The 21,943-nt window shown below is 70.4% G+C and carries 22 protein-coding genes, 2 tRNA genes, 1 pseudogene and 1 riboswitch; of the genes and pseudogenes, 9 read left to right on the top strand and 16 right to left on the bottom strand.

What is annotated here, in order from left to right; all coding sequences use genetic code 11:
* Positions 1-647 precede the first annotated feature (647 nt).
* The 9 genes from G3573_RS03010 to G3573_RS02970 form a co-directional block, all read right to left on the bottom strand.
* A tRNA-Phe gene (locus tag G3573_RS03010) sits at positions 648-723 on the bottom strand.
* Positions 724-812: 89 nt separating this feature from the next.
* The gene (gene yacG, locus G3573_RS03005) at positions 813-992 is read right to left on the bottom strand and encodes a DNA gyrase inhibitor YacG (RefSeq protein ID WP_163259364.1); all 180 of its coding nucleotides are present in this window, start codon (positions 990-992) and stop codon (positions 813-815) included.
* Positions 989-2,020 (bottom strand): ribonuclease E/G, encoded by a 1,032-nt coding sequence (locus G3573_RS22510; RefSeq protein WP_163259363.1) that lies wholly within the window; start codon positions 2,018-2,020, stop codon positions 989-991. The genes yacG and G3573_RS22510 overlap by 4 nt, the downstream gene beginning before the upstream one ends.
* Positions 2,017-2,610: a Maf family nucleotide pyrophosphatase gene (locus G3573_RS02995; RefSeq protein WP_163259362.1), complete on the bottom strand. Its 594-nt coding sequence runs from the start codon at positions 2,608-2,610 to the stop codon at positions 2,017-2,019. The genes G3573_RS22510 and G3573_RS02995 overlap by 4 nt, the downstream gene beginning before the upstream one ends.
* A 74-nt stretch (positions 2,611-2,684) precedes the next feature.
* A complete protein-coding gene (locus G3573_RS02990) occupies positions 2,685-3,149 on the bottom strand; it encodes a UPF0262 family protein (RefSeq protein ID WP_163259361.1) in 465 nt (154 codons plus the stop codon).
* Between the two features lie 8 nt (positions 3,150-3,157).
* The gene (locus G3573_RS02985; protein ID WP_205598037.1) at positions 3,158-3,616 is read right to left on the bottom strand and encodes a DUF2948 family protein; all 459 of its coding nucleotides are present in this window, start codon (positions 3,614-3,616) and stop codon (positions 3,158-3,160) included.
* A gap of 2 nt (positions 3,617-3,618) precedes the next feature.
* Positions 3,619-4,905, bottom strand: coding sequence for a UDP-N-acetylglucosamine 1-carboxyvinyltransferase (murA, locus tag G3573_RS02980; RefSeq protein ID WP_163259360.1), 1,287 nt, complete (start codon positions 4,903-4,905; stop codon positions 3,619-3,621).
* An 87-nt stretch (positions 4,906-4,992) separates the two neighbouring features.
* Positions 4,993-5,154 (bottom strand): hypothetical protein, encoded by a 162-nt coding sequence (locus tag G3573_RS02975; protein ID WP_163259359.1) that lies wholly within the window; start codon positions 5,152-5,154, stop codon positions 4,993-4,995.
* Between the two features lie 4 nt (positions 5,155-5,158).
* Positions 5,159-5,593, bottom strand: coding sequence for a hypothetical protein (locus G3573_RS02970; RefSeq protein ID WP_163259358.1), 435 nt, complete (start codon positions 5,591-5,593; stop codon positions 5,159-5,161).
* Between the two features lie 72 nt (positions 5,594-5,665).
* Between G3573_RS02970 and G3573_RS02965 the strand changes: the two genes are divergently transcribed.
* From G3573_RS02965 to G3573_RS02950, 4 genes and pseudogenes are all read left to right on the top strand, one after another.
* Positions 5,666-5,740, top strand: a tRNA-Thr gene (locus tag G3573_RS02965).
* Between the two features lie 191 nt (positions 5,741-5,931).
* Positions 5,932-6,630, top strand: coding sequence for a 2'-5' RNA ligase family protein (locus G3573_RS02960; protein ID WP_163259357.1), 699 nt, complete (start codon positions 5,932-5,934; stop codon positions 6,628-6,630).
* Positions 6,627-7,547, top strand: coding sequence for an HAD family hydrolase (locus G3573_RS02955; protein WP_163259356.1), 921 nt, complete (start codon positions 6,627-6,629; stop codon positions 7,545-7,547). Before G3573_RS02960 ends, G3573_RS02955 begins: the two co-directional genes overlap by 4 nt.
* 100 nt (positions 7,548-7,647) lie before the next feature.
* Positions 7,648-8,400 (top strand): annotated as a pseudogene (locus tag G3573_RS02950) (UDP-2,3-diacylglucosamine diphosphatase); the annotation flags it as partial.
* 167 nt (positions 8,401-8,567) lie between these two features.
* Here the strand turns inward: G3573_RS02950 and G3573_RS02945 are convergent.
* The 6 genes from G3573_RS02945 to G3573_RS02920 all read right to left on the bottom strand — a co-directional run bounded on the left by G3573_RS02945 (position 8,568) and on the right by G3573_RS02920 (position 15,728).
* Positions 8,568-9,725 (bottom strand): L-lactate dehydrogenase, encoded by a 1,158-nt coding sequence (locus G3573_RS02945; protein WP_163259354.1) that lies wholly within the window; start codon positions 9,723-9,725, stop codon positions 8,568-8,570.
* Between the two features lie 102 nt (positions 9,726-9,827).
* Positions 9,828-10,625, bottom strand: a complete 798-nt coding sequence (locus G3573_RS02940) for a MetQ/NlpA family ABC transporter substrate-binding protein (RefSeq protein WP_163259353.1) — start codon at positions 10,623-10,625, stop codon at positions 9,828-9,830.
* 23 nt (positions 10,626-10,648) lie between these two features.
* Positions 10,649-11,314: a methionine ABC transporter permease gene (locus tag G3573_RS02935; protein ID WP_163259352.1), complete on the bottom strand. Its 666-nt coding sequence runs from the start codon at positions 11,312-11,314 to the stop codon at positions 10,649-10,651.
* Complete coding sequence (locus G3573_RS02930) at positions 11,311-12,306, bottom strand: methionine ABC transporter ATP-binding protein (RefSeq protein ID WP_346427334.1); 996 nt, start codon at positions 12,304-12,306, stop codon at positions 11,311-11,313. The genes G3573_RS02935 and G3573_RS02930 overlap by 4 nt, the downstream gene beginning before the upstream one ends.
* Before the next feature lie 129 nt (positions 12,307-12,435).
* A riboswitch (SAM riboswitch) is annotated at positions 12,436-12,543 on the bottom strand.
* A gap of 113 nt (positions 12,544-12,656) precedes the next feature.
* Complete coding sequence (locus G3573_RS02925) at positions 12,657-15,431, bottom strand: pitrilysin family protein (protein WP_163259351.1); 2,775 nt, start codon at positions 15,429-15,431, stop codon at positions 12,657-12,659.
* A gap of 99 nt (positions 15,432-15,530) precedes the next feature.
* Positions 15,531-15,728 (bottom strand): hypothetical protein, encoded by a 198-nt coding sequence (locus tag G3573_RS02920; protein ID WP_163259350.1) that lies wholly within the window; start codon positions 15,726-15,728, stop codon positions 15,531-15,533.
* A 148-nt stretch (positions 15,729-15,876) separates the two neighbouring features.
* On the opposite strand from G3573_RS02920, the gene G3573_RS02915 reads away from it, so the two are divergent.
* The 5 genes from G3573_RS02915 to G3573_RS02895 all read left to right on the top strand — a co-directional run bounded on the left by G3573_RS02915 (position 15,877) and on the right by G3573_RS02895 (position 21,362).
* On the top strand, positions 15,877-17,724 hold the full coding sequence (locus tag G3573_RS02915; protein ID WP_346427333.1) for a methylmalonyl-CoA mutase subunit beta: 1,848 nt from the start codon (positions 15,877-15,879) through the stop codon (positions 17,722-17,724).
* A complete protein-coding gene (locus G3573_RS02910; protein WP_205598036.1) occupies positions 17,714-18,160 on the top strand; it encodes a hypothetical protein in 447 nt (148 codons plus the stop codon). Before G3573_RS02915 ends, G3573_RS02910 begins: the two co-directional genes overlap by 11 nt.
* On the top strand, positions 18,144-20,300 hold the full coding sequence (gene scpA, locus G3573_RS02905; RefSeq protein WP_163259349.1) for a methylmalonyl-CoA mutase: 2,157 nt from the start codon (positions 18,144-18,146) through the stop codon (positions 20,298-20,300). The genes G3573_RS02910 and scpA overlap by 17 nt, the downstream gene beginning before the upstream one ends.
* The gene (locus G3573_RS02900; RefSeq protein WP_163259348.1) at positions 20,300-20,818 is read left to right on the top strand and encodes an NADAR family protein; all 519 of its coding nucleotides are present in this window, start codon (positions 20,300-20,302) and stop codon (positions 20,816-20,818) included. Before scpA ends, G3573_RS02900 begins: the two co-directional genes overlap by 1 nt.
* A 73-nt stretch (positions 20,819-20,891) precedes the next feature.
* The gene (locus tag G3573_RS02895; protein ID WP_163259347.1) at positions 20,892-21,362 is read left to right on the top strand and encodes a cytochrome c; all 471 of its coding nucleotides are present in this window, start codon (positions 20,892-20,894) and stop codon (positions 21,360-21,362) included.
* Between the two features lie 2 nt (positions 21,363-21,364).
* Here G3573_RS02895 and G3573_RS02890 read toward each other — a convergent pair whose 3' ends face one another.
* The gene (locus tag G3573_RS02890) at positions 21,365-21,793 is read right to left on the bottom strand and encodes a DUF488 domain-containing protein (protein WP_163259346.1); all 429 of its coding nucleotides are present in this window, start codon (positions 21,791-21,793) and stop codon (positions 21,365-21,367) included.
* Between the last annotated feature and the right edge of the window lie 150 nt (positions 21,794-21,943).

Genomic DNA, 21,943 nt, shown 5'->3' with positions numbered 1-21,943 from the left:
GGCCGGAGCGGCGGCGTCGCCAGCCGGAGCAGCGGCCGGAGCGGCGGCGGCTTCGGCGGCCGGAGCGGCCGTAGCGGCGGTGTCCTGCGCGAAGGCGGGGGCGGCGGTCAGAAGCGCAGCAGCGCCGACCATCGCGAGGAGAATGTTGGTCTTTTTCGTTTCGAGCATCGTTCGCCAGTTCCTGGTTGGTCTGACACGTTGGACCAAGGGTCGTCGCGCGGAAGCGTCTCCACCCTGAATAAATACGCTCGCCGCCTCCGCCGTTCCCTGGGAACAGCCTAGGCGACGCACGCTTTCGCTACGCCGACCCGGGGCTTCTGGCCGTCTTTCGACGGTCTCGGCCTCTTAGGCGCTGGGTGGCCCGCCCCGCCGGTGGCGATACGGACCCCCGCTTTTCTTGAAGAAGCGGTCACTCGCTCCTTTGTCGGACCCATAACAGAGCGTCAAGGGCCGAGGGCGGCATTTCCCCTTCGCGGGGAAACATAGGCGCCAAGTGTTATCGAATTACACCATGGCCTTGCGGGGGCATTTCGAGGAAATCGTCAAATCGTCGCAGGGGGCGTCTAGAGCCCTGACTGTGCCGAAACGGCCGTCGTCCAGATCTGGCGACGAAGCTCTTTGCGAGATTTCGGGACGTCTCGGGGGAATGGTGCCTGGGGCCGGAATCGAACCAGCGACACGCGGATTTTCAATCCGCTGCTCTACCAACTGAGCTACCCAGGCGCTCAAGGTCCCGCGAGGGAGCGAGGTCTATAGGCGAGCCGTTCGCGCCTGTCCAGCGGGGTTTTGCAGGAAACTTAGCCGCAGGTTTTTCAGGCCTCTGGCGGGGTTTCGTCATCCTCGCGCTCAGGCCCTTCGACGGCCGGCACGGCGTAGGATCCGGCGAACCAGCGCTGCAGGTCGACGTCGGCGCAGCGCTTGGAGCAGAACGGCAGGTAGCGGGCTTCGTCGGCCGCCTTGCGGCAAATCGGGCAGGTCTTCTTCGTGGTCATCGGGGGCGTATATCGGCCCGCGCCCGGTCCCGTCCAACCTCGGCCGCGACGGAGAACCGCGGGCCGAGCCGCGCTGCGAGCGGGCGGAGCCGCTCAGCCACGTCGGGCGGGCACACCGCCTCCAGCAGGCCCCCGGGCTGGGCCGCGCCCTCGGCCTCGAACCGCCGCGCCAGGCGGCAGGCGACGGTGAAGGCCGAAAGCCGGCCATCGGGGTCGCAGAGCCGCTCGACGGTGGGCGTGCGCCGGTGCGGCTTGGCCAGCATCAGCACCCCCAGCCGATTCGGCGTCAGCACGGCCACGCCGGCGCCGTCGGGCGCGAAGGCGGCCTGGGCGGCCTCGACCAGCACGGCGCGCGGCTCGGGAAAGCCCAGCAGGTCGATCGCCACCGTCCCGCCCAGCGACTTCAGCCGCAGCAGGCGCGCGGCCTGGCGCACGGCGGCCAGGTTGGCCTTCAGGCCCTTGCGGCCGGGCTCGGCCCCGCCGGCGGCGCGGTCGACGTCCACGGCCACCAGGGCGCGGGTGGGTTCGACGGTGACGGCGACGCCGTCCTTCAGCAGGCAGGTCTGATCGAGCGCGGCCTCTTCGGCCAGGTCGCAGGCTTCGCGCGCGGTCTCGCCGGTCGTCACGGCGGCCTCAGGCGCCAAGGCGCGCAGCTGCTCGGCGATGGACGGCGCGGGTTCGGCCAGCCCCACGGCCTGGCCGGCGGCGGCGCCCAGGAACTCCACGACCGGACCCTTGTCGGCGCGGGCTTCGGCGACGACCTCGACGCGCACGGCCGCACCCTCGGCCAGGGCCGCGGCGGCCCCGACGAGCTTCAGCACGGCCGGCGCGCCGACGCCGAGGTCGATGAAGGCCGAGCCGGCCCCGCGGGCCAGCGCTGTCACCCGCCCCACGAAACGTGCGCCGAGCGCGGCGCGCGGCTCGTCCGGGCGGTCGATCAGGAGGATCTCCGGCAGGCCGTCGAGCGTGACCAGGCCGCGGGTCTCGCCGGCCGAAACGTCGAGGTAGAGGCGCCGGACCCCGGTCACGGCCGCCAGCCGAGGCCCTGCAGAAGGCACTGGGTCTCGTAGAGCGGCAGGCCGACCACGCCCGAATAGCTGCCGACCAATTGAATGACGAAGCCGCCGGCGATCCCCTGCACCGCGTAGCCGCCGGCCTTGCCGCTCCATTCGCCCGAGGCGAGGTAGGCGGCGGTCTCCTGGTCGGTCAGGCGCTTGAAGGTGACGCGGGTCTCGGCCAGGCGCGCGGCTTCGCGGCCGTCGGGGCCGATTACGGCCACGGCTGTGCCGACCTTGTGATTGCGGCCCGACAGCAGGGCCAGACAGGCGCGGGCCTCGGCCTCGGTCTCCGCCTTGGGCAGGACGCGCAGGCCGACGCTGACGACGGTGTCGGCGGCCAGGACGAAGCAGCCTGGCGCCGAGGCGGCCGCCGCCCTCGCCTTCTCGCGCGCCAGGCGCAGGGCCAGCAGACGCGGCGTCTCTTTCTTCAGAGGCGTTTCATCGAGGTCGGCCGGAGCGACCCGGGCGGGTTCGATCCCGACCTGGCGCAGCAGCTCGAGCCGGCGCGGGCTGGCGCTGGCGAGCACGAGCGGCGCGGAAGACGAACCGGCTGGGGACATGGGCGACCTCGGAACTGGCGCCGCGCGACGGCGCCGGCGCTCTAGCAGCCTTTTTTGTTTGGGGAAACTGGAGCTCAGCCGCGGCGCTGCAGGGCGCAGATCAGGGTGAACAGCCGCCGCGCCGTCTCGTGGTCCAGCTCGACCTTGCCGGCCAGCCGCTCGCGCAGGATGGCGGAGCCTTCGTTGTGCAGGCCGCGCCGGCCCATGTCGACGGCCTCGATCTGGGCCGGCGTCGCGTGGCGCACCGCCTCGTGATAGCTCTCGCAGATCAGGAAGTAGTCCTTCATCACCGCCTTCAGCGGCGTGATGGACAGCAGGTGGCGCTTCTTGAAGTCCGGCCCCTCGATGTCGAGGGCCAGACGGTTCTCCTCGAAGGCCAGCTTCAGGTCGTAGGGCCCGCCTTCCGCGCCCTCGGGGCGGAAGCTGTTCTGCTCGATCAGGTCGAAGATGGCGACCTGGCGTTCGTGCTCGACGGCCGATGACGCCGGCGCCACGGAGGCGGGGTCGAGCTCGACGCGGCGCAGACGATGCTCCCCCATGACCGACCTCAGGCGCTCAGGTCGTCGGCGTGACGCGGCGTGCGCCGGGTCGGCCAGGGCTGGGACAGGTCGGCCAGCACCACGTCGACGCACTCAACCTCGACCCGCAGGTCGGCGCCGCCGGCGAAGGCCAGGGTGACCACCCCGCCCGGCGGATCGCCCGGCGCGAAGTCGATGGCCAGAAGCTCGACCACCGCGCCCTTGGCGTTCCGGTTGATGCCGCGCGCCTTGACCGACTGCACGTCGCCCAGCTGCAGGCCGGCGCGCACCCGCTGGCAGGCGTCCGGGCCCTCCCGCTCCCAGCGGAAGCGGTTGAACTCCAGGGTCAGCCGGCGCGCCTTCTGCTCCCAGCGGATGTCGCCGACCTTGGCGACGGCGTCCTGCAGGGCCGCCGAGATAATGCGCAGGTCGTCGGCGTCCTCGGCCAGCAGCCGCAGGGGCGCGCCCGATTCCGCTTCGCCGACCATGCTCACTCCTCCTCGGGGGCGCCTTTGATACGCCGGATCTGCGCGCCGCAGGCGCCGAGCTTTTCTTCCAAACGCTCGAACCCGCGATCCAGATGATAGACCCGATTCACCACCGTCTCGCCCTCGGCGACCAGGCCGGCGATCACCAGGCTGACCGAGGCGCGCAGGTCGGTGGCCATCACCTGCGCCCCGCGCAGGGACGGCACGCCCTTAACGCGCGCCTCGCCGCCGTGGACGGTGATGTCCGCGCCCAGGCGCATCAGCTCCGGCGCGTGCATGAAGCGGTTCTCGAAGATGGTCTCGCGGATGACGCTCTCGCCCTCGGCGGTGGTCATCAGGGCCATGAACTGCGCCTGCAGATCGGTGGCGAAACCGGGATAGACCTCGGTGGTCACGTCCACCGCCTTCAGCCGCTTCACCGCGCGCTTGACGATCATGCCGTCGTCGGTGGGCGTCACCTCGACCCCGGCCTCGACCAGCTTGTCCAGCAGGGCCTGGACGAAGTCGGTGCGGGTCTTGGTCAGGCGCACCTCGCCGCCGGCCATGGCGGCGGCGACCGCGAAGGTGCCGGTCTCGATGCGGTCGGGAATCACCGACCAGGTCGCGCCGTTCAGGCGCGAGACGCCGGTGATGCGGATGGTGTCGGTGCCCGCGCCCGACACCTTGGCGCCCATGGCGTTCAGGCAGTCGGCCAGGTCGCCGATTTCCGGCTCGCGGGCGGCGTTCTTGATGACGGTCTCGCCCTGGGCCAGCACGGCGGCCAGCATGGCGTGCTCGGTCGCGCCGACCGAAACGATCGGGAAGTCGATCACCGCGCCCTTCAGGCCGCGTGGGGCCTGGGCGTAGACGTAGCCCTCGTGCAGGTCGATGCGCGCGCCCAGCGCTTCCAGCGCCTTCAGGTGCAGGTCGACCGGACGCGCGCCGATGGTGCAGCCGCCCGGCAGGCTGATCTTGGCGTGGCCGGTGCGGGCCAGCAGCGGGCCCAGCACGTTGAACGAGGCCCGCATCTGGCGGACCAGGTCGTAGGAGGCGAAGGCGCTGACGATCTCGGGCGCGTGCAGCACCGTCTCGGCGCCGTCGGCCCCGTCCTGCTCCACCACCTCGGTGCCCAGACGCTGCAGCAGCCGGCCCAGGAAGCGGGTGTCGGCCAGGCGCGGCATGTTGGTCAGGCGCAGCGGCTGGTCGGTGAGCAGGGCGGCGGCCATCAGCTTGAGCGCCGAATTCTTGGCGCCGCTGATCGGGATCGACCCCTCCAGCCGGGCGCCGCCTTCGATGGCGATACGGTCCATGCGGATCCTTGGGCAGGCCCGAAGGAATCCGGGCCGCAAAAAAATGAAGCGCGCTATCTAGCGCGGCGCCGCGTCGGCGCGAAGGGGTCAGGCGTCGCCGTCTTTCGTCGGACGCCCCGTGGGCGGTGCCGGCGGCTTGCGGCGACGCAGGTTGGCGCGCAGGGCCAGCGCGAGCTTGGTCTGCCGTTCGTCGCGCGCCTGCGCCTTGCCCGGCGTAAGCGCGCCGGCCGGTTTCTGTTCGTCGCTCATCCGCTCACGGGTCCACGAACCGTTGATTCCAGCTCCTATGCGGCGCGCCGTTGCGCAAGTCGACGTCGAAATCGGCCGCCGCCTTAAGGGTGAGCAGCCAGCTGACCCAGCCGGCGTGCCGGTCGCGCCAGTCCAGCAGATCTCGCCCGTGATCGCGCACCTCCAGCACGCAGCCGGGGTCGGCCGCGTCGAGCTCCAGCTCCACCTCCGCGCCGAAATAGCGCAGCACCAGTCGGGCGGGTTTGCGACGCTCAAGCACCTCCACCCTCGCCTCCCGCCCGTCCGCAAAGCTCAGGACGAAGCCGTCGTCGGTCGCCGCCGAACGCGCCGCCCAGAACCTCGCCCGGCCCTCGTCGGTGTCCAGCAAGGCGAAGACACGCTCCGGCGGGCTGGCCAGCGCCACCCGCCAGACGATCGGAATTTCGGCCGCGATCTTCACAGGTGCATTTTATCGAAATTCCCGCTTGGCGCCCGCACAGGGCGCCGCTATATCCCCGGCTCCTCAGACGGGGCCGCCGTAGCTCAGTGGTAGAGCGCATCCTTGGTAAGGCTGAGGTCGGCAGTTCAATCCTGCCCGGCGGCACCATCTGAGATTTCCCGACAAGCTGAAGAAGCATCCGCCTAGCGCGGGCCGGCCTGTCGCCCTCCCCCTCATTCGTCGAAGCGTCTCAAAGACAGCCCCCGCTCGCTTCGCGTTCAGGGTTTGACCTGATTTTGGCGTGGCGACGCCGGCCTTAGGCTTCCGCACATCCGAGCGCGTCTCCACGGGAGCGACAGATGAGTGCGGCGGTCCTTGCGGCGGTGGCCCTGGCTTGCGCGGCGGTTTCGACGCCCGCGGTCGGGAAAGGCGACCAGGTCGTCGCCATCGACATCCTGCTGGAGCCGGACGCGGCGATGATCGATCGGGCGCAGGCGCTCAACGCCCGCCTGCGCGAGAACTATCCGAAGGGCTACACGCTCGGCGCCGGGCATGCGCCCCATGTCACGCTGGTGCAGCGCTACGTGCGCGCCGCCGATCTGGACAAGGTCGCCGCGGCGGTGAGCGAGGCCACGCGCTCCGGAGCGGCGCTGCCCATCGAGCTGAAGGCGGCGCGCATCGATTCGGTCGAATGGGCCGGCGTCGGCGTCGTCGTCCTGCTGATGGACCGTTCGCCCGAGCTGCTCGCCCTGGAAAGCGCGGTCGTCCAGGCGGTCGAGCCCTTCGCGGTGAGCGGCGGCGGGGCCGACGCCTTCGTCCAGACGCCCGGCCAGCAGATCAACGCCGAGACCATCAAGTATGTGGAGACCTTCGTTCCGGCCTCGTCGGGCGAGCGCTACATTCCCCACGTCACCGCCGGCACCGCTCAGCTGGACTATGTGGCGAAGCTGAAGGCGGAGCCGTTCCAGCCCTTCACCTTCCACGGCGAGACCATCGCCATCTACCACCTCGGCAACTTCGGCACCGCCCAGAAGCGCCTCTGGACGCTGAAGCGTTGAGCCCGCTGCCATCGTGGAACGACGGCGCGGCGAAGTCCGCGATTCTCGACTTCGTCGCGCGGGTGACGACGCCCGGCGGCCCCGACTTCGTCCCCGCCGAGGAACGCCTGGCCACCTTCGACAACGACGGCACCCTGTGGTGCGAACAGCCGCTGCAGACGCAGGTGTTCTTCCTGATCGACCGGGTGAAGGCGCTGGCCGCCAGCGACCCGGGCCTGAAGGACCGCCAGCCGTACAAGGCGCTGATCGAGCAGGACTTCAAAACCCTGCTCGGCTTCGGCAAGCAGGCCCTGCTCGAACTGGCCTTCGCCACGCACGCCGGCATGACCGAGGAGGCGTTCGAGGAGATCGCCCGCAACTGGCTCGCCACGGCGAAGCACCCCAAGCTCGGCCGACGGTTCACCGACTGCACCTACCGCCCTCAGCTGGAGCTGCTCGACCACCTGCGGGCCAACGGCTTCAAGACCTGCATCGTCACCGGCGGCGGCGTGGATTTCGTCCGCACCATTTCCGCGGCCGTCTACGGCGTGCCCCGCGAGCAGGTGATCGGCTCCAGCGTCAAGACGCGCTTCGAAATGCAGGACGGGCGCGGCCAACTGGTGAAACTCGCCCAGCTCGGCAGCTTCAACGACGCCGAGGCCAAGCCGCAGAACATCAGCCTGCAGGCGGGCCGCCGCCCCCTGCTCGCCTTCGGCAACTCCGACGGCGATCTGGCGATGCTGCGCTACACGAAGACCGGCCCCGGCGCGCGGCTGGCCCTGCTGCTCCACCACGACGACGCCGACCGCGAGGTCGCCTACGACCGCGACTTCGGGCTGAGCCCGCTGTCCGAGGGGCTGGACCGGGCGACGGACTACGGCCTGACGCTCGTCAGCATGAAGCGGGACTGGGCCACGGTCTTCGGGTCTGCGGCCTGACGCCCGATTCGCCGCACGGCCGCCCCGCCCGCCATCATCAAACCGTCACCGGCCGTCCGTACCGAGAAGGCTCGCCAGCGCCGATTCGGGGGATTCGCTGATGGTCGCCGACATGCCGGTCCGACACTTCCGGACGGTCTTCCTCTCCGACATCCATCTGGGCACGCGCGGCTGTCAGGCCGACATGCTGCTCGACTTCATCAAGCACATGGAGTGCGAGACGCTCTATCTGGTCGGCGACATCGTCGACGGCTGGAAGATGAAGGGCGGCTGGTACTGGCCGCAGAGCCACAACGACGTGGTGCAGAAGATCCTGCGCCTCGCCCGCAAGGGCACCAAGGTGATCTACGTCCCCGGCAACCACGACGACCGGGTGCGCGACTTCTGCGGGACCCACTTCGGCGGGGTGACGGTCGAGCGCGACGCGATCCACCAGACCGCCGACGGCCGCAAGTTCCTGGTCGTGCACGGCGACGAGTTCGACGGGGTGGTGCAGCACGCCAAGTGGCTGGCCTTCGTCGGCGACTGGGCCTACCGCACCATCCTGGCCATGAACACCTGGCTGAACCGGGCGCGGGCGCGGCTGGGCCTCGGCTACTGGAGCCTGTCGGCCTACCTCAAGGTCAAGGTGAAGAACGCCCTGCAGTTCATCGAGAACTTCGAGGAGGCGGTGGCCGACGAGGCCCGTCGGCGCGGCGTCGACGGGGTGATCTGCGGCCACATCCACAAGGCCGAGATGCGCGACATCGGCGGCGTCGCCTACGTCAACGACGGCGACTGGGTGGAGAGCTGCACCGCCCTGGTCGAGCACCCGGACGGCCGGCTGGAGATCCTGGATTGGGCGAAACTACGCGGCCGAGTGCACGCCAAGCGCGCCAGCCGCGCCCCGGCTCCGCTCGAAGCGGAGCCGGCCCCCGCCTAGAGCGCGACGACGGTTTCGGCGGGTGTCGCCTCCAACTCTTTGATCAGAGTCTTCCTGTCCGCTTCGGGTGAGTCCGTCCGAAGCGGGAAAGCTCCCGGTCACGACCGTGAAGCGTCGCCGTCGAGCAGTTCGAGGCCAGCGTCCCGCACCGAGCAGCAACCGGTGAGGATCATCGCCGTCTCCAGTTCGGCCCGAAGGATCCGGAGCATGTGGCTCACCGCCGGCTCGCCGCCGGCGCCCAGGGCGTAGGCCCAGGCGCGGCCCACCAGGCAGGCTTTCGCCCCCAGCGCCAGCGCCTTCAGCACGTCCAGGCCGGACCGCACGCCGCCGTCCATCAAGATCTCGAGGTCGCCGCCGACGGCGTCGGCGATCTTCGGCAGGGCGGTGATCGACGAACGCACCCCGTCCAGCTGCCGCCCGCCGTGGTTCGAGACCACCAGGCCCTGCGCCCCGGCTCGGACCGCATCGCGCGCGTCCGCGACATCGAGCACGCCCTTGACCACGATCGGTCCGTCCCAATTCTGGCGCACCCAGTCGAGGTCGGCCCACGTCACCGTGCGGTCGAAGTTGGCCGCGACCCAGGCCAGGAAATCGGTGACCCGCCGGCTGCCCTGCACGGCGCCGGCCACCGATCCCAGGGTGTGCGGACGCCCCCGCAACCAGACGTCCCAAAGCCACGTCGGATGCGTGATCCCGTCCTGCAGCTGGTTCAGCACCGCGGGCAGGCCTTTCAGGCCGGTGAACCCGGAGCGGACGTCGCGATAGCGCGCGCCCGGCGTCGGCAGGTCGACCGTGAAGACCAGCACGCGGCTGCCGGCCGCCCGCGCACGCTGGAGCAGCTCGCGCATGTAGCTGCGGTCCTTGAGGATGTAGAGCTGGAACCACGGCGGCGGCGCGCCGGCCCGGGCCAGTTCCTCGACGGTGCAGATCCCGAGGGTGGACAGGCAGAACGGGACGCCCGCCCCGGCGGCGGCCTTCGCGGCCTGGACCTCGCCGCGCCGGCCGTACATGCCGGCCATGCCCACCGGCGCGAGGCCGACCGGCATCGCCAGCTTCTGGCCCAGCACCTCCACGCCCATGTCCAGCTGGCTGACGTCGCGCATGACGCGCTGGCGCAGGGCGACGGCCTCCAGATCGGCGACGTTACGGGCCAGCGTCGCCTCGGCGTAGGACCCGCCGTCGATGTACTCGAACAGCACCCTGGGCAGCCGACGCCGGGCGAGCTCGCGAAAATCCGACACCGAAGCCGCGCGCATCCGCCCATCTCCCGGCTCACGAAATCAACACGCCGGCGCTCGCGCAGACGGAGGCTCAGAAAGAGCCAACCTTACCGATTCGTGAAGCCCGCCGGAGGCCGATCAGAACGCCGGCAGCACGGCGCCCTGGTACTTGCCCTCGATGAAGGTCTTCACCTCGGGGCTGCGCAGGGCGGCGGCCAGCTTCTGGATCTTCGGGTCGTTCACGCGGTCGGCGCGGGCGACCAGGAAGTTCACATAGGGGCTGTCGGCGCTCTCGATGGCCAGCGCGTCCTTGCTCGGGTTGAGGCCGGCGTCGAGCGCGTAGTTGGTGTTGATCAGCGCCAGGTCGACCTGGTCGAGCACGCGCGGCAGGGTGGCCGCCTCCAGCTCGCGGAACTTCACCTGCTTGGGGTTGGCGACGATGTCCTTCAGGGTCGACAGGGCGTTGGTCGGATCCTTCAGCTGGATCAGGCCGGCCTTGTGCAGCAGCAGGAGCGCGCGGCCGCCGTTGCTGGGCTCGTTGGGGATGGCCACCAGCGCGCCCTTGGGCAGGTCGGCGATCGCCTTGTAGCGGCGCGAATAGGCCCCGAACGGTTCGACGTGCACGCCGGCCACCGGAACGAGGTGGGTGCCGCGTTCCTTGTTGAACTCGTCCAGGTAGGGCTTGGTCTGGAAGTAGTTGGCGTCGGCCTGGCCCTGGTCGACCAGCAGGTTCGGCTGGACGTAGTCGTTGAAGACGCGGACCTGCAGGTTGATGCCTTCGGCGGCCAGCTTCGGCTTCACGATCTCCAGGATCTCGGCGTGCGGCACGGCGGTGGCGGCGACCACCAGGGTGTCGCCGGCCGGCTTCTCGCCGCGGCCGCAGGCGGCCAGCACGACGGCGGCGGCGGCCAGCACGAACAGGCGTTTGCTCAACATGGGAAGCTCCGAAAGCGGGCGGCTCAGCGCCGGCTGAAGTGCGCGACCAGCCGGTCGCCGACGGTTTGAAGGATCTGGACCAGCACCAGCAGCAGGGCGACGGTGACCACCATCACGTCGGTCTGGAAGCGCTGATAGCCGAAACGGACGGCCAGGTCGCCCAGGCCGCCGGCCCCGACCACGCCGGCCATGGCGGTGTAGGAGACCAGCGCCACGGCGGTGACGGTGACGCCGGCCAGGATGCCGGGCGTGGCTTCGGGCAGCAGGGTGCCGAACACCAGCTGGCGCGGCGTGGCGCCCATGGCCTGGGTCGCCTCGATCACCCCGCGGTCGACCTCGCGCAGCGCCGTCTCGACCAGACGGGCGAAGAAGGGTGCGGCCCCGACCACCAGCGGCGGGATGGCTCCGGCGACGCCCAGCGAGGTGCCGACCAGCAGCAGGGTCACCGGGATCATCACGATCAGCAGGATGATGAAGGGCACCGAGCGCAGCAGGTTGACCACCAGGGCCAGCGCCGCGTGCGCGGCCCGGTTGGCCAGCAGCTGCCCCCTGCCCGTCAGGAACAGCAGCACGCCCAGCGGCAGGCCGAACAGCACGGTGAGCGCCAGCGACGCGCCGAGCATGGTCAGGGTGTCGCCGCAGGCGCGGACGATCTCGGTCCAGTCGACGTTCACGAAGAAGTCGCTCATCGCACCGCCTCCACCTGCACGTCGGCGGCCCGGAAGCGGGCCAGGGCGCCTTCGACGTCGCCGCCTTCCAGCGACAGGGTCAGTTGGCCGTAGGGCGTGTCCTTGATGCGGGCGACGCGGCCCGAAAGGATCGAGAAGTCGACCCCGGTCTCGCGCGCCACCTGGCCCAGCAGGGGCCGGTAGGCGGCCTCGCCGCGATAGGTCAGGCGCACGATCCGGCCCGGCGCGGCCGACAGGTCGGCGGCCTCGTCCTCGAGGTGCTCGGCCTCGGAAACCATGGCGCGGGTGGTCGGATGCTGCGGGACCAGGAAGACGTCGGCCACCGGCCCGGTCTCGGCCACGCGGCCGGCGTCGAGCACACAGACCCGGTCGCAGACCTGGCGCACCACCTCCATCTCGTGGGTGATCAGCACGACGGTCAGGCCCAGCTCGCGGTTCAGGCCGGCGACCAGCTGCAGGATCTCGCGGGTGGTCTCCGGATCCAGCGCGCTGGTGGCCTCGTCGCAGAGCAGGATGTCGGGGCGGGTGGCCAGCGCGCGGGCGATGCCCACCCGCTGCTTCTGGCCGCCGGAGAGCTGGGCCGGGTATTTGCGGGCGTGGTCGGACAGGCCGACGCGGGCCAGCAGCTCGGCCACGCGCGCGGCGATCTCGCGGCGCGACAGCTCGCCCTCCAACTTCAGCGGATAGGCGACGTTGTCGGCCACCGTCTTGGACGACAGCAGGCCGAAGTGCTGGAAGATCATGCCGATGCGCCGGCGCAAGGCGCGCAGGCCGGCCGCGTCCAGCGCGCCGACATCCTGGCCGCCGACCAGCACGCGCCCGCCGGTGGGCCGCTCCAGCCGGTTGATCAGGCGCACAAGGGTCGACTTGCCCGCGCCCGAGCGGCCGATCACGCCGAACACCTCGCCCTGGCGGACGCTCAGGCTGACGCCGTCCAGGGCGGCGACCTCGCCGGAGCGGCCGGCGAACGCCTTGCGCACGTCCGCGAACACGATCGCGTCGGGCGGGGATTTAAGACTGGCTTCGGTCACGGTTCTCGAGCTCTCCACGCACGCTCGCTCGCGAAAGCTCGTGCGGAGGCGAATAGACCCGTGAAGGACGCAAGCGGACCTGCGTCGCCTCACTCATCTGTCGCGGACGATCCGTCCCCGCAGGAGTTGGCACCTTGCGCCGCTGCGCAGGTTGCCCCGACGTCAAAGGGCCTGTCCCTCGGTCGGTCTCGATGAGCTGGGCTGATTTGAGCGGCGCGGTCGCCCTCGTCAAGCCGCGGGCCAAAAAGAAAGGGCGCGGCGGATCGCTCCGCCGCGCCCTTCCCCAGCCCTCAGGACCGGATCAGTTCAGATCACTTCACCGGATTGCCGTCGGCGTCGATCACGCGGATCTCGCCGAGGTTCAGCTCGCGCAGGCCGGCCTCGATCTTGGCGCGGTCGCCGACCACGACCCAGGTCAGGTTGTCGTTGCGGACGATCTGGGCGGCGCGGCCCATGTCGCTCACCGTGGTCGCCTTGATGCGGGCGGCGTAGGTGTCGAACCAGTCGTCGGCCAGGCCGTACATGACCATTTCGCTGATCGCGCCGCCGACGCCGTTGCTGGTCTCCCACTGGCCCGGCATGGCCAGGGTGAGGTTGCTCTGCGCCATGGCCAGTTCGTCGGCGGTGACGATCCGGTCCTTGGTCACGTCGCGCAGCTCCTTGCGCATCTCGACGAGCGACTCCTTGGTCTTGTCGGTCTGCACGGGGGCGTAGGCGATGAACAGGCGCGGGCCCTTGGCGTCGCGCACGAAGCTGCCGGCGCCGTAGGACCAGTGCTTGTCCTCGCGCAGGTTCATGTTCAGGCGCGAGGTGAAGGCGCCGCCGAGGACCGTGTTCATGGTCTCGATCGCGACTTCGTCCGGGTTGGCCATCGGCGGCGCCACGACGGTGGCGGTGAGCACCGACTGCAGCGCGCCCGGCTTGTCGATCAGGTAGACGACCGGCTTGGCGGGCACGGCCGGCTGGCCGATGTTCTTCTGCGGCGAGGCGCCCTGCTTCCAGGCCCCGAACTCGGCCTCCAGCTTCGGCATGATCTCGACCAGGCTGGTGTCGCCGACCACCACCAGGGTGGCGTTGTTCGGGTGCAGCCAGGCCTTGTGGAAGCCGACCATGTCGTCACGGCTGAGCGCGGCGACCGAGCCCTCCATGCCCGAACCGCTCCACGGCACCGAATAGGCGTGGCCCTGGCCGTAGGCGATCACCGGCAGCACGCGCAGGGCCGCGTTGAACGGCTGCTGCTTCTCGCGCTGGATCGAGGCGATCTGCAGCTTCTTCAGGCGGTCGAAGTCGGCCTGCGGGAAGGACGGGTTGAGGATGACGTCGGCGTAGAGGTCGAGCGACTTGTCGAGGTTCGACTTCAGGGTCGACAGCGAGACCGTCGAGTAGTCGAGGTTCGAGCCGGTCCCCAGCGACGCGCCCAGCAGCGCCAGCTCCTTGCTGATCGCCAGGGAGTCGCGGCTGGTGGTGCCCTCGTCCAGCATGTTCATGGCCAGCGAGGCCGTGCCGGGCTTGCCGCCCTGGTCGGCGGCGTAGCCGGCGTCGAACATCATGTTGAAGCGCACCAGCGGCACGTCGTGGCGCGGGGCCACGACCACCTTCATGCCGTTCGACAGGGTCCCGCGCTCCAGCTGGGCGAACTTGGGCGCCTGCATCTCGCCGGGCTTGGGCATGGACTTGCGGTCCGCGCCGGTCGAGGCGGCCTGGTAGTTCGGGAAGGGCAGCACCTCGAGGGTGTAGCTGCCGTCCGACAGCCAGGCCTTGCCGGCCTTCTGCAGGTCGGCCGGCGTGGCCGACTGCACCCGCGCCATGCTCTCCTTCCAGGCGTCCGGCGAGCCCCGGTAGACCTGGCTCTGGGCCAGGATGTCGGACTTGCCGCCGAAGCCGCCGATGCGCTCCAGGCCGTTCACGAAGCCCGAGGTGTAGAGCGTGCGGACCTTCTGCACCTCTTCGGCCGTCGGGCCGGAGGCCAGCAGGCGCGCCATCTCCTCGTCGAAGGCCTTTTCAACCGCCTTCAGGTCGTCGCCCGGACGGGCCGTCAGCTCGACCACGAACTGGCTGCCGATCTCGCGATCGTCGATGTAGGCGCTGACGTTGGTGGCGATCTGCTGGTCGTAGACCATGCGCTTGTACAGGCGCGAGGTCTTGTCGGAGACCAGGATGTCGGTCAGCAGGTTCAGGTAGTCGAAGTCGGCCGAGCCGATCTGCGGAACGTTCCAGACCTTGTAGAGGCGTGCCTGGGCGACGCGGTCGGTGACCACCGCGCGCTGCTCGCCCGAGCGCTTGCTGACCCACACCTTCGGGTGGGCGACCGGCGGGCCCGACGGGATGTCCCCGAAGTACTTCTCGACCTTGGCCTTGGCCTGTTCCGGGGTGATGTCGCCGGCCAGCACCAGCACGGCGTTGGACGGGCCGTAGTAGGTCTTGAACCAGTCCTTCACGTCGTCGAGCTTGGCGGCGTCGAGGTCGGCCATGGAGCCGATGACGGTGTGCCCGTACGGGTGGTCGGCCGGATAGGTGGCCTTGGTGACCAGTTCTTCGGCCACGGCGTAGGGCTCGTTCTCGCCCTGGCGCTTCTCGTTCTGGACGACGCCGCGCTGCTCGTCGAGCTTGCCCTGGTCGATGGCCCCGACCAGGTGGCCCATGCGGTCCGACTCCATCCACAGCGTCATGTCGAGCGCGGCGGTCGGGACGTTCTGGAAATAGTTGGTGCGGTCGGTGTTGGTGGTGCCGTTCAGGTCGGTGGCGCCCACGGCCTCAAGCTTCTTGAACCAGTCGTCGTTGAAGTTCTCGCTGCCGTTGAACATCAGGTGTTCGAACAGGTGCGCGAAGCCGCTGCGGCCGAACGGCTCGTCCTTCGAGCCCACGTGGTACCAGACGTTGACCGCCACGATCGGGGCCTTGTGGTCCTCGTGGACGATCAGGGTCAGGCCGTTCGACAGGACGTACTTGGTGTAGGCGATGTCCGGAACCGGCGCCTGGGCGGCGGCAGCGGGGGCCGGCTTCGGCTTGGCGAGCGCCGGCGCGGCGACCATCGGCGACAGCGCCAGGGCGGCGGCGAAACTCAACACGGTGCGACTGGGCGTCATAACTTCCCCCGAGATTCTCTATTCGCCCGCGCTTGGGCGACCCTGGGTCGATCAAACCACAGGTCGGGGAAGCTTGACCTTACGGTTTCGTAATGAAGCTCAGCCCTTGCGCCGCCGGTGGGAGGTTGCGCCCAGCGCCGCGCCGATCCCGGCGCCGAGGGCCACGCCCATGGCCATGTTGTGGAAGGCCACGCCCAGCGCCGTCCCGACCCCCACGCCGATGGCGATCCAGGCGCCGATGGGATCGGACTGCGGCTTCTCGGGCTTTTCGGGCGTCTCCGGAGCGTCGGTCGACATGGCGGTCCTCCCCTTCCACTGCGGCCTAGCCTAGCACGCTTTCGCATTCGGCGACCGGCGTGTCGCCAACTGAGACGAGGCGGCGCTTGACGGGGCGCGGCGCCCGCCCCATCACCGGCGCGACCGTTTCTGACCGGAGGTTCGCCGCGTGCGCCATCCCGCGACCCCGCTCGCTCAAGAGTTCTCCCCGCCCACCCGCGAACAGTGGATGGCCCTGGTCGATAAGACCCTGAAGGGCGCCCCGTTCGACAAGCGCCTGGTCGCAAAGACCTACGACGGCCTGACCGTCCAGCCGCTCTACACCGCCGACGACGGCGCCCCGGCCCTGGCCGCGCGGCCCCGCCCGCACGCCGATCCGGCCCGTCCCTGGGACCTGCGCACCGTCGTCGACCACGCCGATCCGGCGCGGGCGAACGCCGACCTGCTGAAGGACCTGCAGAACGGCGCGGCCTCGGTGCTGGTGCGCATCGACCCGACCGGCGTCGACGGCGTGGCGGTCGGCGGCCAGGACGAGCTGGCGCGCGTGCTGTCGGGCGTGCTGCTCGACCTCGCCCCCGTGGCGCTGGACGCCGGCCTGATGGGCCCGCAGGCGGCCAACGCGCTGGCGGTGCTGGCCAAGGGCGCGCCGGAAGCGCCGCTGGCCTTCCACCTGGATCCGCTGTCGGCCTTCGCCGAGGCGGGCGCCAGCGCCGGACCGATCGAATCGCACGTCGTCTCCGCCGCCCAGACCGCGGCGCGCCACGCCCCGGCCTACCCGAAGGCCAGCCTGTTCCTGGCCTCGGGCCGGGCGGCCCACGAGGCCGGCGGCTCGGAGGCGCAGGAGTTGGGCTTCATGGCCGCCGCCGCGCTGGCCTACGCCAAGGCCATGACCCGCGCGGGCCTGTCCATGCAGGCCGCGTTCGAGCGCATGGTGCTGGGCCTGTCGGCCGACGCCGAATACTTCACCACCGTCGCCAAGCTGCGCGCGGCGCGGGCCATCTGGGCCCGCCTGACCGCCGCCTGCGAGGTCGAGGCGACCGCCCGCATCGAGGCCCGCTCGTCGCGGCGCATGCTGTCCAAGCTGGACCCGTGGGTGAACCTGCTGCGCCTGACCGCCGCCGGGTTCGGCGCGGGCGTGGGCGGGGCCGACGCGGTGGTGCTGGAGCCCTTCACCCGCCCGCTGGGCCGCGCCACCGAGTTCGCGCGTCGCCAGGCCCGCAACACCCAGCTGGTGTTGATGGAAGAGGCCGCGCTGGGCCGCGTGGCCGACCCGGCCGGCGGCGCCTGGTTCCTGGAGCGCCTGACCGACGACCTGGCCCGCGCCGGCTGGGCGGTGTTCCAGGAGATCGAACGTCAGGGCGGCGTCGTCGCGGCGCTGGAGAGCGGCTTCATCGCCGAAGAGATCGCCAAGGTGCGCGCCGCCCGCGAGGCCGACGTGGCCAAGCGCAAGACCGGCCTGATCGGCACGTCTGAATTCCCCAACCTGGGCGAAGCCTCCGTCGCCTCCGAAGAGGTCGATCCGGCCGCTTTCGCCAAGCCGGCCGACGTGCGCCTGCCCGGCCCCGACGGCCGCTGCCCGGCGCTGGCGCCGGTGCGCCTGTCCGAGCCGTTCGAGGCCCTGCGCGATCGCGCCCTGAAGCTCGAGCCCAAGCCGCAGGTATTCATCGCCACGCTGGGCGGGGCTTCCGACTACACCGCCCGCCTCGGCTTCAGCCGCAACCTGTTCGCGGCCGGCGGCGTCGCCGCCGTGGTCGGCGCGCCCGACGCCTATGACGCGGCCACGGCTCCGATCGCGGTGATCGCCTCGTCGGACGAGCGCTACGCCGCCGAGGCGGGCGCCGCCGCGGCCGAGCTGCAGCGCAAGGGCGCCAAACGCGTCTTCCTGGCCGGCCGGCCGGGCGACCTCGAAGCCGAGCTGAAATCGGCCGGCGTCGACGATTTCCTGTTCGCCGGCGGCGACATCACCGCGGTGCTGGACGCCGCCCTGAGCGCGCTGGAGCACGCCCGTGGAAACTAAGCCCTACGACGTCGACACCTGGCGCTTCCTGCTGAAGGCCTTCTCCGGCCGGGTGGCCAAGCCCGAGGACGTCGACAGCGACGCCGCCGTGTTCGCGCTCGGCGACACCGAGAACGGCCGTGTCATCGACATGGAGCTGCCCCAGCCCGTGATCTGGTGGAACGACGACGAGGAGATCGGCGCCGTCGTGGTCCAGGCCGAGGCGCACGAGACCGACGACGGCGAGGTGCTGGAGGTGCTGGGCCTGGCCCTGCCCGACGGCGAGACCGCCGTGGCCTTCCTGGACGACGTGGACCTGGTCGACGACACCGACCCGGTGTGGCGCGGCCTGATCGACCAGGTCGTGGGCGAGGACGCCTACGACGACGAGGACGAAGACGGCGACGACGAGGACCTGGAAGTCTTCGACGAGGACGACGATGACCAAGTTTCCTGATTTCGCGTCCCTGGCCTTCGACGCGGTCCAGCCGCGCGCGCCCGAAACGGCCGCCGCCGGCGAAGACTGGCTGACGCCCGAAGGCATTCCCGTCGCGCCGATCTACGGCCCCGCGGACGCCGAAGGGCTGGACTTCACGGCGGGCTATCCGGGCCTGGCGCCGTTCGTGCGCGGCCCCTACCCGACCATGTACGCCACCAACCCGTGGACCGTGCGCCAGTACGCCGGCTTCTCCACGGCCGAGGACTCCAACGCCTTCTATCGCCGCAACCTGGCGGCCGGTCAGATGGGCCTGTCGGTCGCCTTCGATCTGGCCACCCACCGCGGCTATGACAGCGACCACCCGCGGGTGAAGGGCGACGTCGGCATGGCCGGCGTGGCCATCGACAGCATCTACGACATGCGCACCCTGTTCAGCGGCATCCCGCTCGACAAGATGAGCGTGTCCATGACCATGAACGGCGCGGTGCTGCCGATCATGGCGCTCTACATCGTCGCGGCCGAAGAACAGGGCGTGAAGCCCGAACAGCTGTCGGGCACGATCCAGAACGACATCCTGAAGGAATTCATGGTGCGGAACACCTACGTGTATCCGCCCGCGCCTTCGATGCGGATCATTTCCGACATCTTTTCATATACTTCGGCGCACATGCCGAAGTTCAACTCGATCTCGATCAGCGGCTATCACATGCAGGAGGCCGGCGCGACCGCCGACCTCGAACTGGCCTACACCCTGGCCGACGGCGTGGAATACATCCGCGCCGGCGTGGCCGCCGGCCTGCCGGTCGACGCCTTCGCGCCGCGCCTGTCGTTCTTCTGGGCGATCGGCATGAACTACTTCATGGAAGTGGCGAAGATGCGGGCCGCGCGCCTGCTCTGGGCCAAGCTCCTGAAGCGCGAGTTCGAGCCGAAGGACGCCCGCTCGCTCAGCCTGCGCACCCACTGCCAGACCTCCGGCTGGAGCCTGGCGGCGCAGGACGTGTTCAACAACGTCTCGCGCACCTGCGTGGAGGCCATGGCGGCGGCCGGCGGCCAGACCCAGAGCCTGCACACCAACTCGCTGGACGAGGCGCTGGCCCTGCCGACCGACTTCTCGGCCCGCATCGCGCGCAACACCCAGCTGTTCCTGCAGACCGAGACCGGCCTGACCCGCGCGATCGATCCGTGGGGCGGCTCGTACTACGTCGAGCGTCTGACCCACGACCTGGCCGAACGCGCGCTGGCCCACATCGACGAGGTCGAGAAGCTGGGCGGCATGGCCAAGGCCATCGAGCAGGGCCTGCCGAAGCTGCGCATCGAAGAGGCCGCGGCCAAGACCCAGGCCCGCATCGACACCGGCCGCCAGACCGTGGTGGGCGTGAACAAGTATCGCCCGGAAGTGGCTGACGACATTCCGGTTTTGAAGGTCGAGAACGCCTCGGTGCTGAAGCAGCAGCTGGACAAGCTGGCCCGCCTGAAGGCCGAGCGCGACCCGGCCGCCGTCGAGGCGGCGCTGAGCGCCCTGACCGAGGGCGCGCGCGGAAACGCCAACCTGCTGGCGCTCGCGGTCGAGGCCGCCCGCGCCAAGGCCACGGTGGGCGAGATCAGCGACGCGCTGGAGAAGGCGTTCGGCCGCCACCGGGCCGAGATCAAGGCGATCCAGGGGGTGTACTTGCGCGAAGCCGGTTCCGACGCGACCACCGAGCGCGCCCGCGCCCTGGTCGACGCCTTCGCCGAGGCCGACGGCCGCCGGCCCCGCATCCTGGTCGCCAAGATGGGCCAGGACGGTCACGACCGCGGCCAGAAGGTGATCGCCACCGCCTACGCCGACCTCGGCTTCGACGTCGACATCGGCCCCTTGTTCCAGACCCCGTCCGAGGCCGCCCGCCAGGCGGTGGAGAACGACGTGCACGTGGTGGGCGCCAGCTCGCTGGCGGCCGGCCACCTGACCCTGGTGCCGGAACTGAAGGCCGAGCTGGAGAAGCTGGGCCGCCCCGACATCATGATCGTGGTCGGCGGCGTGATCCCGCCCCAGGACTTCCAGGCCCTCTACGACGCCGGCGCGGCGGCCATCTATCCGCCGGGCACGGTGATCGCCGAGGCGGCCGTGGACCTGCTGACCAAGCTGAACCAGCAGCTGGGCTACGCCCAGGCGGCGTGATGTTTCCGGAAGCCCCCGCGATTTCAGCGGCCGGGCTTCCGGAGCCCGGCGCGTTCTCGACCTTTCACCCCTTCATCAAAGGGGTGTTCAGCCAGTGGCACGCCACTGAGTTCACGCTCGGAGGGCTCACGTTCGTCACCGCCGAGCAGTGGATGATGTTCGCGAAGGCCGAGCTGTTCGGCGACGCGACGGCGGCCGAGCGGATCCTGGCGACATCGGATCCCGGCGAACAGAAGCGATTGGGCCAGACGGTGTCGGGCTTCGAGCACGAGCGCTGGGCCATTTGGAAAGTCGACATCGTCTACCGCGGCAACCTCGCCAAGTTTGGTCAGAACGCGGGCGCGGCTCGCCAACTTCTGGCTACAGGCGACACGATGCTGGTCGAAGCCAATCCCCGCGACTGGATCTGGGGCTGCGGCTGGGCGCTCGATGATCCGAAAGCCGTGGATCCCGCGGCTTGGCGCGGCGAAAACCTGCTCGGCCGCATCCTCACCAAGGTCCGCGCCGACCTCGCCTGATCACAAGAGGGTTTGCCTCGCCCCCTGCCCCGGGCTTAGCTTGACTGGAAATCACGTCGTTCGGGGAACGCCCATGTCGAACAAGCTTCTGGTGCTGGCCGCCGCCTGCGTGCTCGGGGCTACCGGTCTGGCCGCAGCGCAGGCCGGCGCGCCCGTTTCGATGTCGGCGCAGGACGTCGTCGCCACCCGCCAGTCGGCGCTGGACATGTCGGCCGCGGCGTTCGGCGGCATGAAGGGCGTCATCGACGCCGGTGCCGACGTGAAGGGCCAGGCCTTCGCGGCCAAGGGTCTGGCGCGCTGGGCCAAGCAGCTGCCGTCGATGTTCCCGGCCGGCACCGGCGCGGACAGCGGCGTCGCCACCAAGGCGAAGGCGGAGATCTGGACCGACCGGGCCGGCTTCGAGAAGGCCGCCGCCGACTACGCCGCCCAGACCCAGAAGCTGGCCGAACTGGCCGAGGCCAACGACAAGGCCGGCTTCGCCGCCCAGTGGGCGACCGTGCGCCAGTCCTGCGGCGCCTGCCACGACGGCTACCGCGCCAAGTAGGCTCAGAGGTCGACGACCGCGTCGCCCTTGCGCGTGATCCGCTCGGCCACGATCGAGCGGTGGCAGTTGGTGGCGTCCGCCTCGTAGCAGAGCAGCGCCGCCGGCCGCGCCTGGGCGATCTCCCGGGCGCGGACCAGCTCCACCTGCGCGCCCGGCTCCTCCAGGTGCGCGTCGTAGATCTCTCGCATCTCCGCGATCCGTCCCGCCCGCACCGCCTCGCGCCCGGACTTCGGCGTGCCCAGCTGGCGCAGGTGGACGTAGTCGATCCCCGCCTCGGCCAGGCTCGCGGCCAGGATGGTCTTGGAAAAGCCGGCCCGCCGCGAGGCCGCGATCGCCCGCACGTCGACCACCACCTTCACCCCGGCCGCGCGCAGCTTGTCGATCACGTGCGCCTGGGTGTCGTGCTCGTAGCCGATGGTGAAGACCTTCATGCGGGGACAACGAACAAATCGGGCGGGTGGGCGCCCTCTCCTCCCCTGCGAAGCGGGGGAGGGGGACCGCCGGAACGGCGGTGGAGGGGGCGAACCGACGAGGACAAACAGTAAGGGGGCGCGCCTGAGGCCCGCCCCCTCCACCACCCT

This window comes from Caulobacter sp. 17J65-9 (assembly GCF_010975005.1).
GTDB lineage: Bacteria > Pseudomonadota > Alphaproteobacteria > Caulobacterales > Caulobacteraceae > 17J80-11.
Note: the sequence above shows the minus strand (reverse complement) of the source record. Positions and strands in the feature narration are given on the sequence as shown.

Bases quoted from the DNA above. Each gene is read 5' to 3' on its own strand.
- G3573_RS02895 (WP_163259347.1), top strand. From the start codon at position 20,892: ATGTCGAACAAGCTTCTGGTGCTGGCCGCCGCCTGCGTGCTCGGGGCT.
- G3573_RS02975 (WP_163259359.1), bottom strand. From the start codon at position 5,154: ATGAGCGACGAACAGAAACCGGCCGGCGCGCTTACGCCGGGCAAGGCG.
- G3573_RS02890 (WP_163259346.1), bottom strand. From the start codon at position 21,793: ATGAAGGTCTTCACCATCGGCTACGAGCACGACACCCAGGCGCACGTG.
- G3573_RS02960 (WP_163259357.1), top strand. From the start codon at position 5,932: ATGAGTGCGGCGGTCCTTGCGGCGGTGGCCCTGGCTTGCGCGGCGGTT.
- G3573_RS02900 (WP_163259348.1), top strand. From the start codon at position 20,300: ATGTTTCCGGAAGCCCCCGCGATTTCAGCGGCCGGGCTTCCGGAGCCC.
- G3573_RS02985 (WP_205598037.1), bottom strand. From the start codon at position 3,616: ATGGTCGGCGAAGCGGAATCGGGCGCGCCCCTGCGGCTGCTGGCCGAG.
- G3573_RS02920 (WP_163259350.1), bottom strand. From the start codon at position 15,728: ATGTCGACCGACGCTCCGGAGACGCCCGAAAAGCCCGAGAAGCCGCAG.
- murA (WP_163259360.1), bottom strand. From the start codon at position 4,905: ATGGACCGTATCGCCATCGAAGGCGGCGCCCGGCTGGAGGGGTCGATC.
- G3573_RS02945 (WP_163259354.1), bottom strand. From the start codon at position 9,725: ATGCGCGCGGCTTCGGTGTCGGATTTTCGCGAGCTCGCCCGGCGTCGG.
- scpA (WP_163259349.1), top strand. From the start codon at position 18,144: ATGACCAAGTTTCCTGATTTCGCGTCCCTGGCCTTCGACGCGGTCCAG.
- G3573_RS02940 (WP_163259353.1), bottom strand. From the start codon at position 10,625: ATGTTGAGCAAACGCCTGTTCGTGCTGGCCGCCGCCGCCGTCGTGCTG.
- G3573_RS02935 (WP_163259352.1), bottom strand. From the start codon at position 11,314: ATGAGCGACTTCTTCGTGAACGTCGACTGGACCGAGATCGTCCGCGCC.
- G3573_RS02990 (WP_163259361.1), bottom strand. From the start codon at position 3,149: ATGGGGGAGCATCGTCTGCGCCGCGTCGAGCTCGACCCCGCCTCCGTG.
- G3573_RS02995 (WP_163259362.1), bottom strand. From the start codon at position 2,610: ATGTCCCCAGCCGGTTCGTCTTCCGCGCCGCTCGTGCTCGCCAGCGCC.
- G3573_RS02925 (WP_163259351.1), bottom strand. From the start codon at position 15,431: ATGACGCCCAGTCGCACCGTGTTGAGTTTCGCCGCCGCCCTGGCGCTG.
- yacG (WP_163259364.1), bottom strand. From the start codon at position 992: ATGACCACGAAGAAGACCTGCCCGATTTGCCGCAAGGCGGCCGACGAA.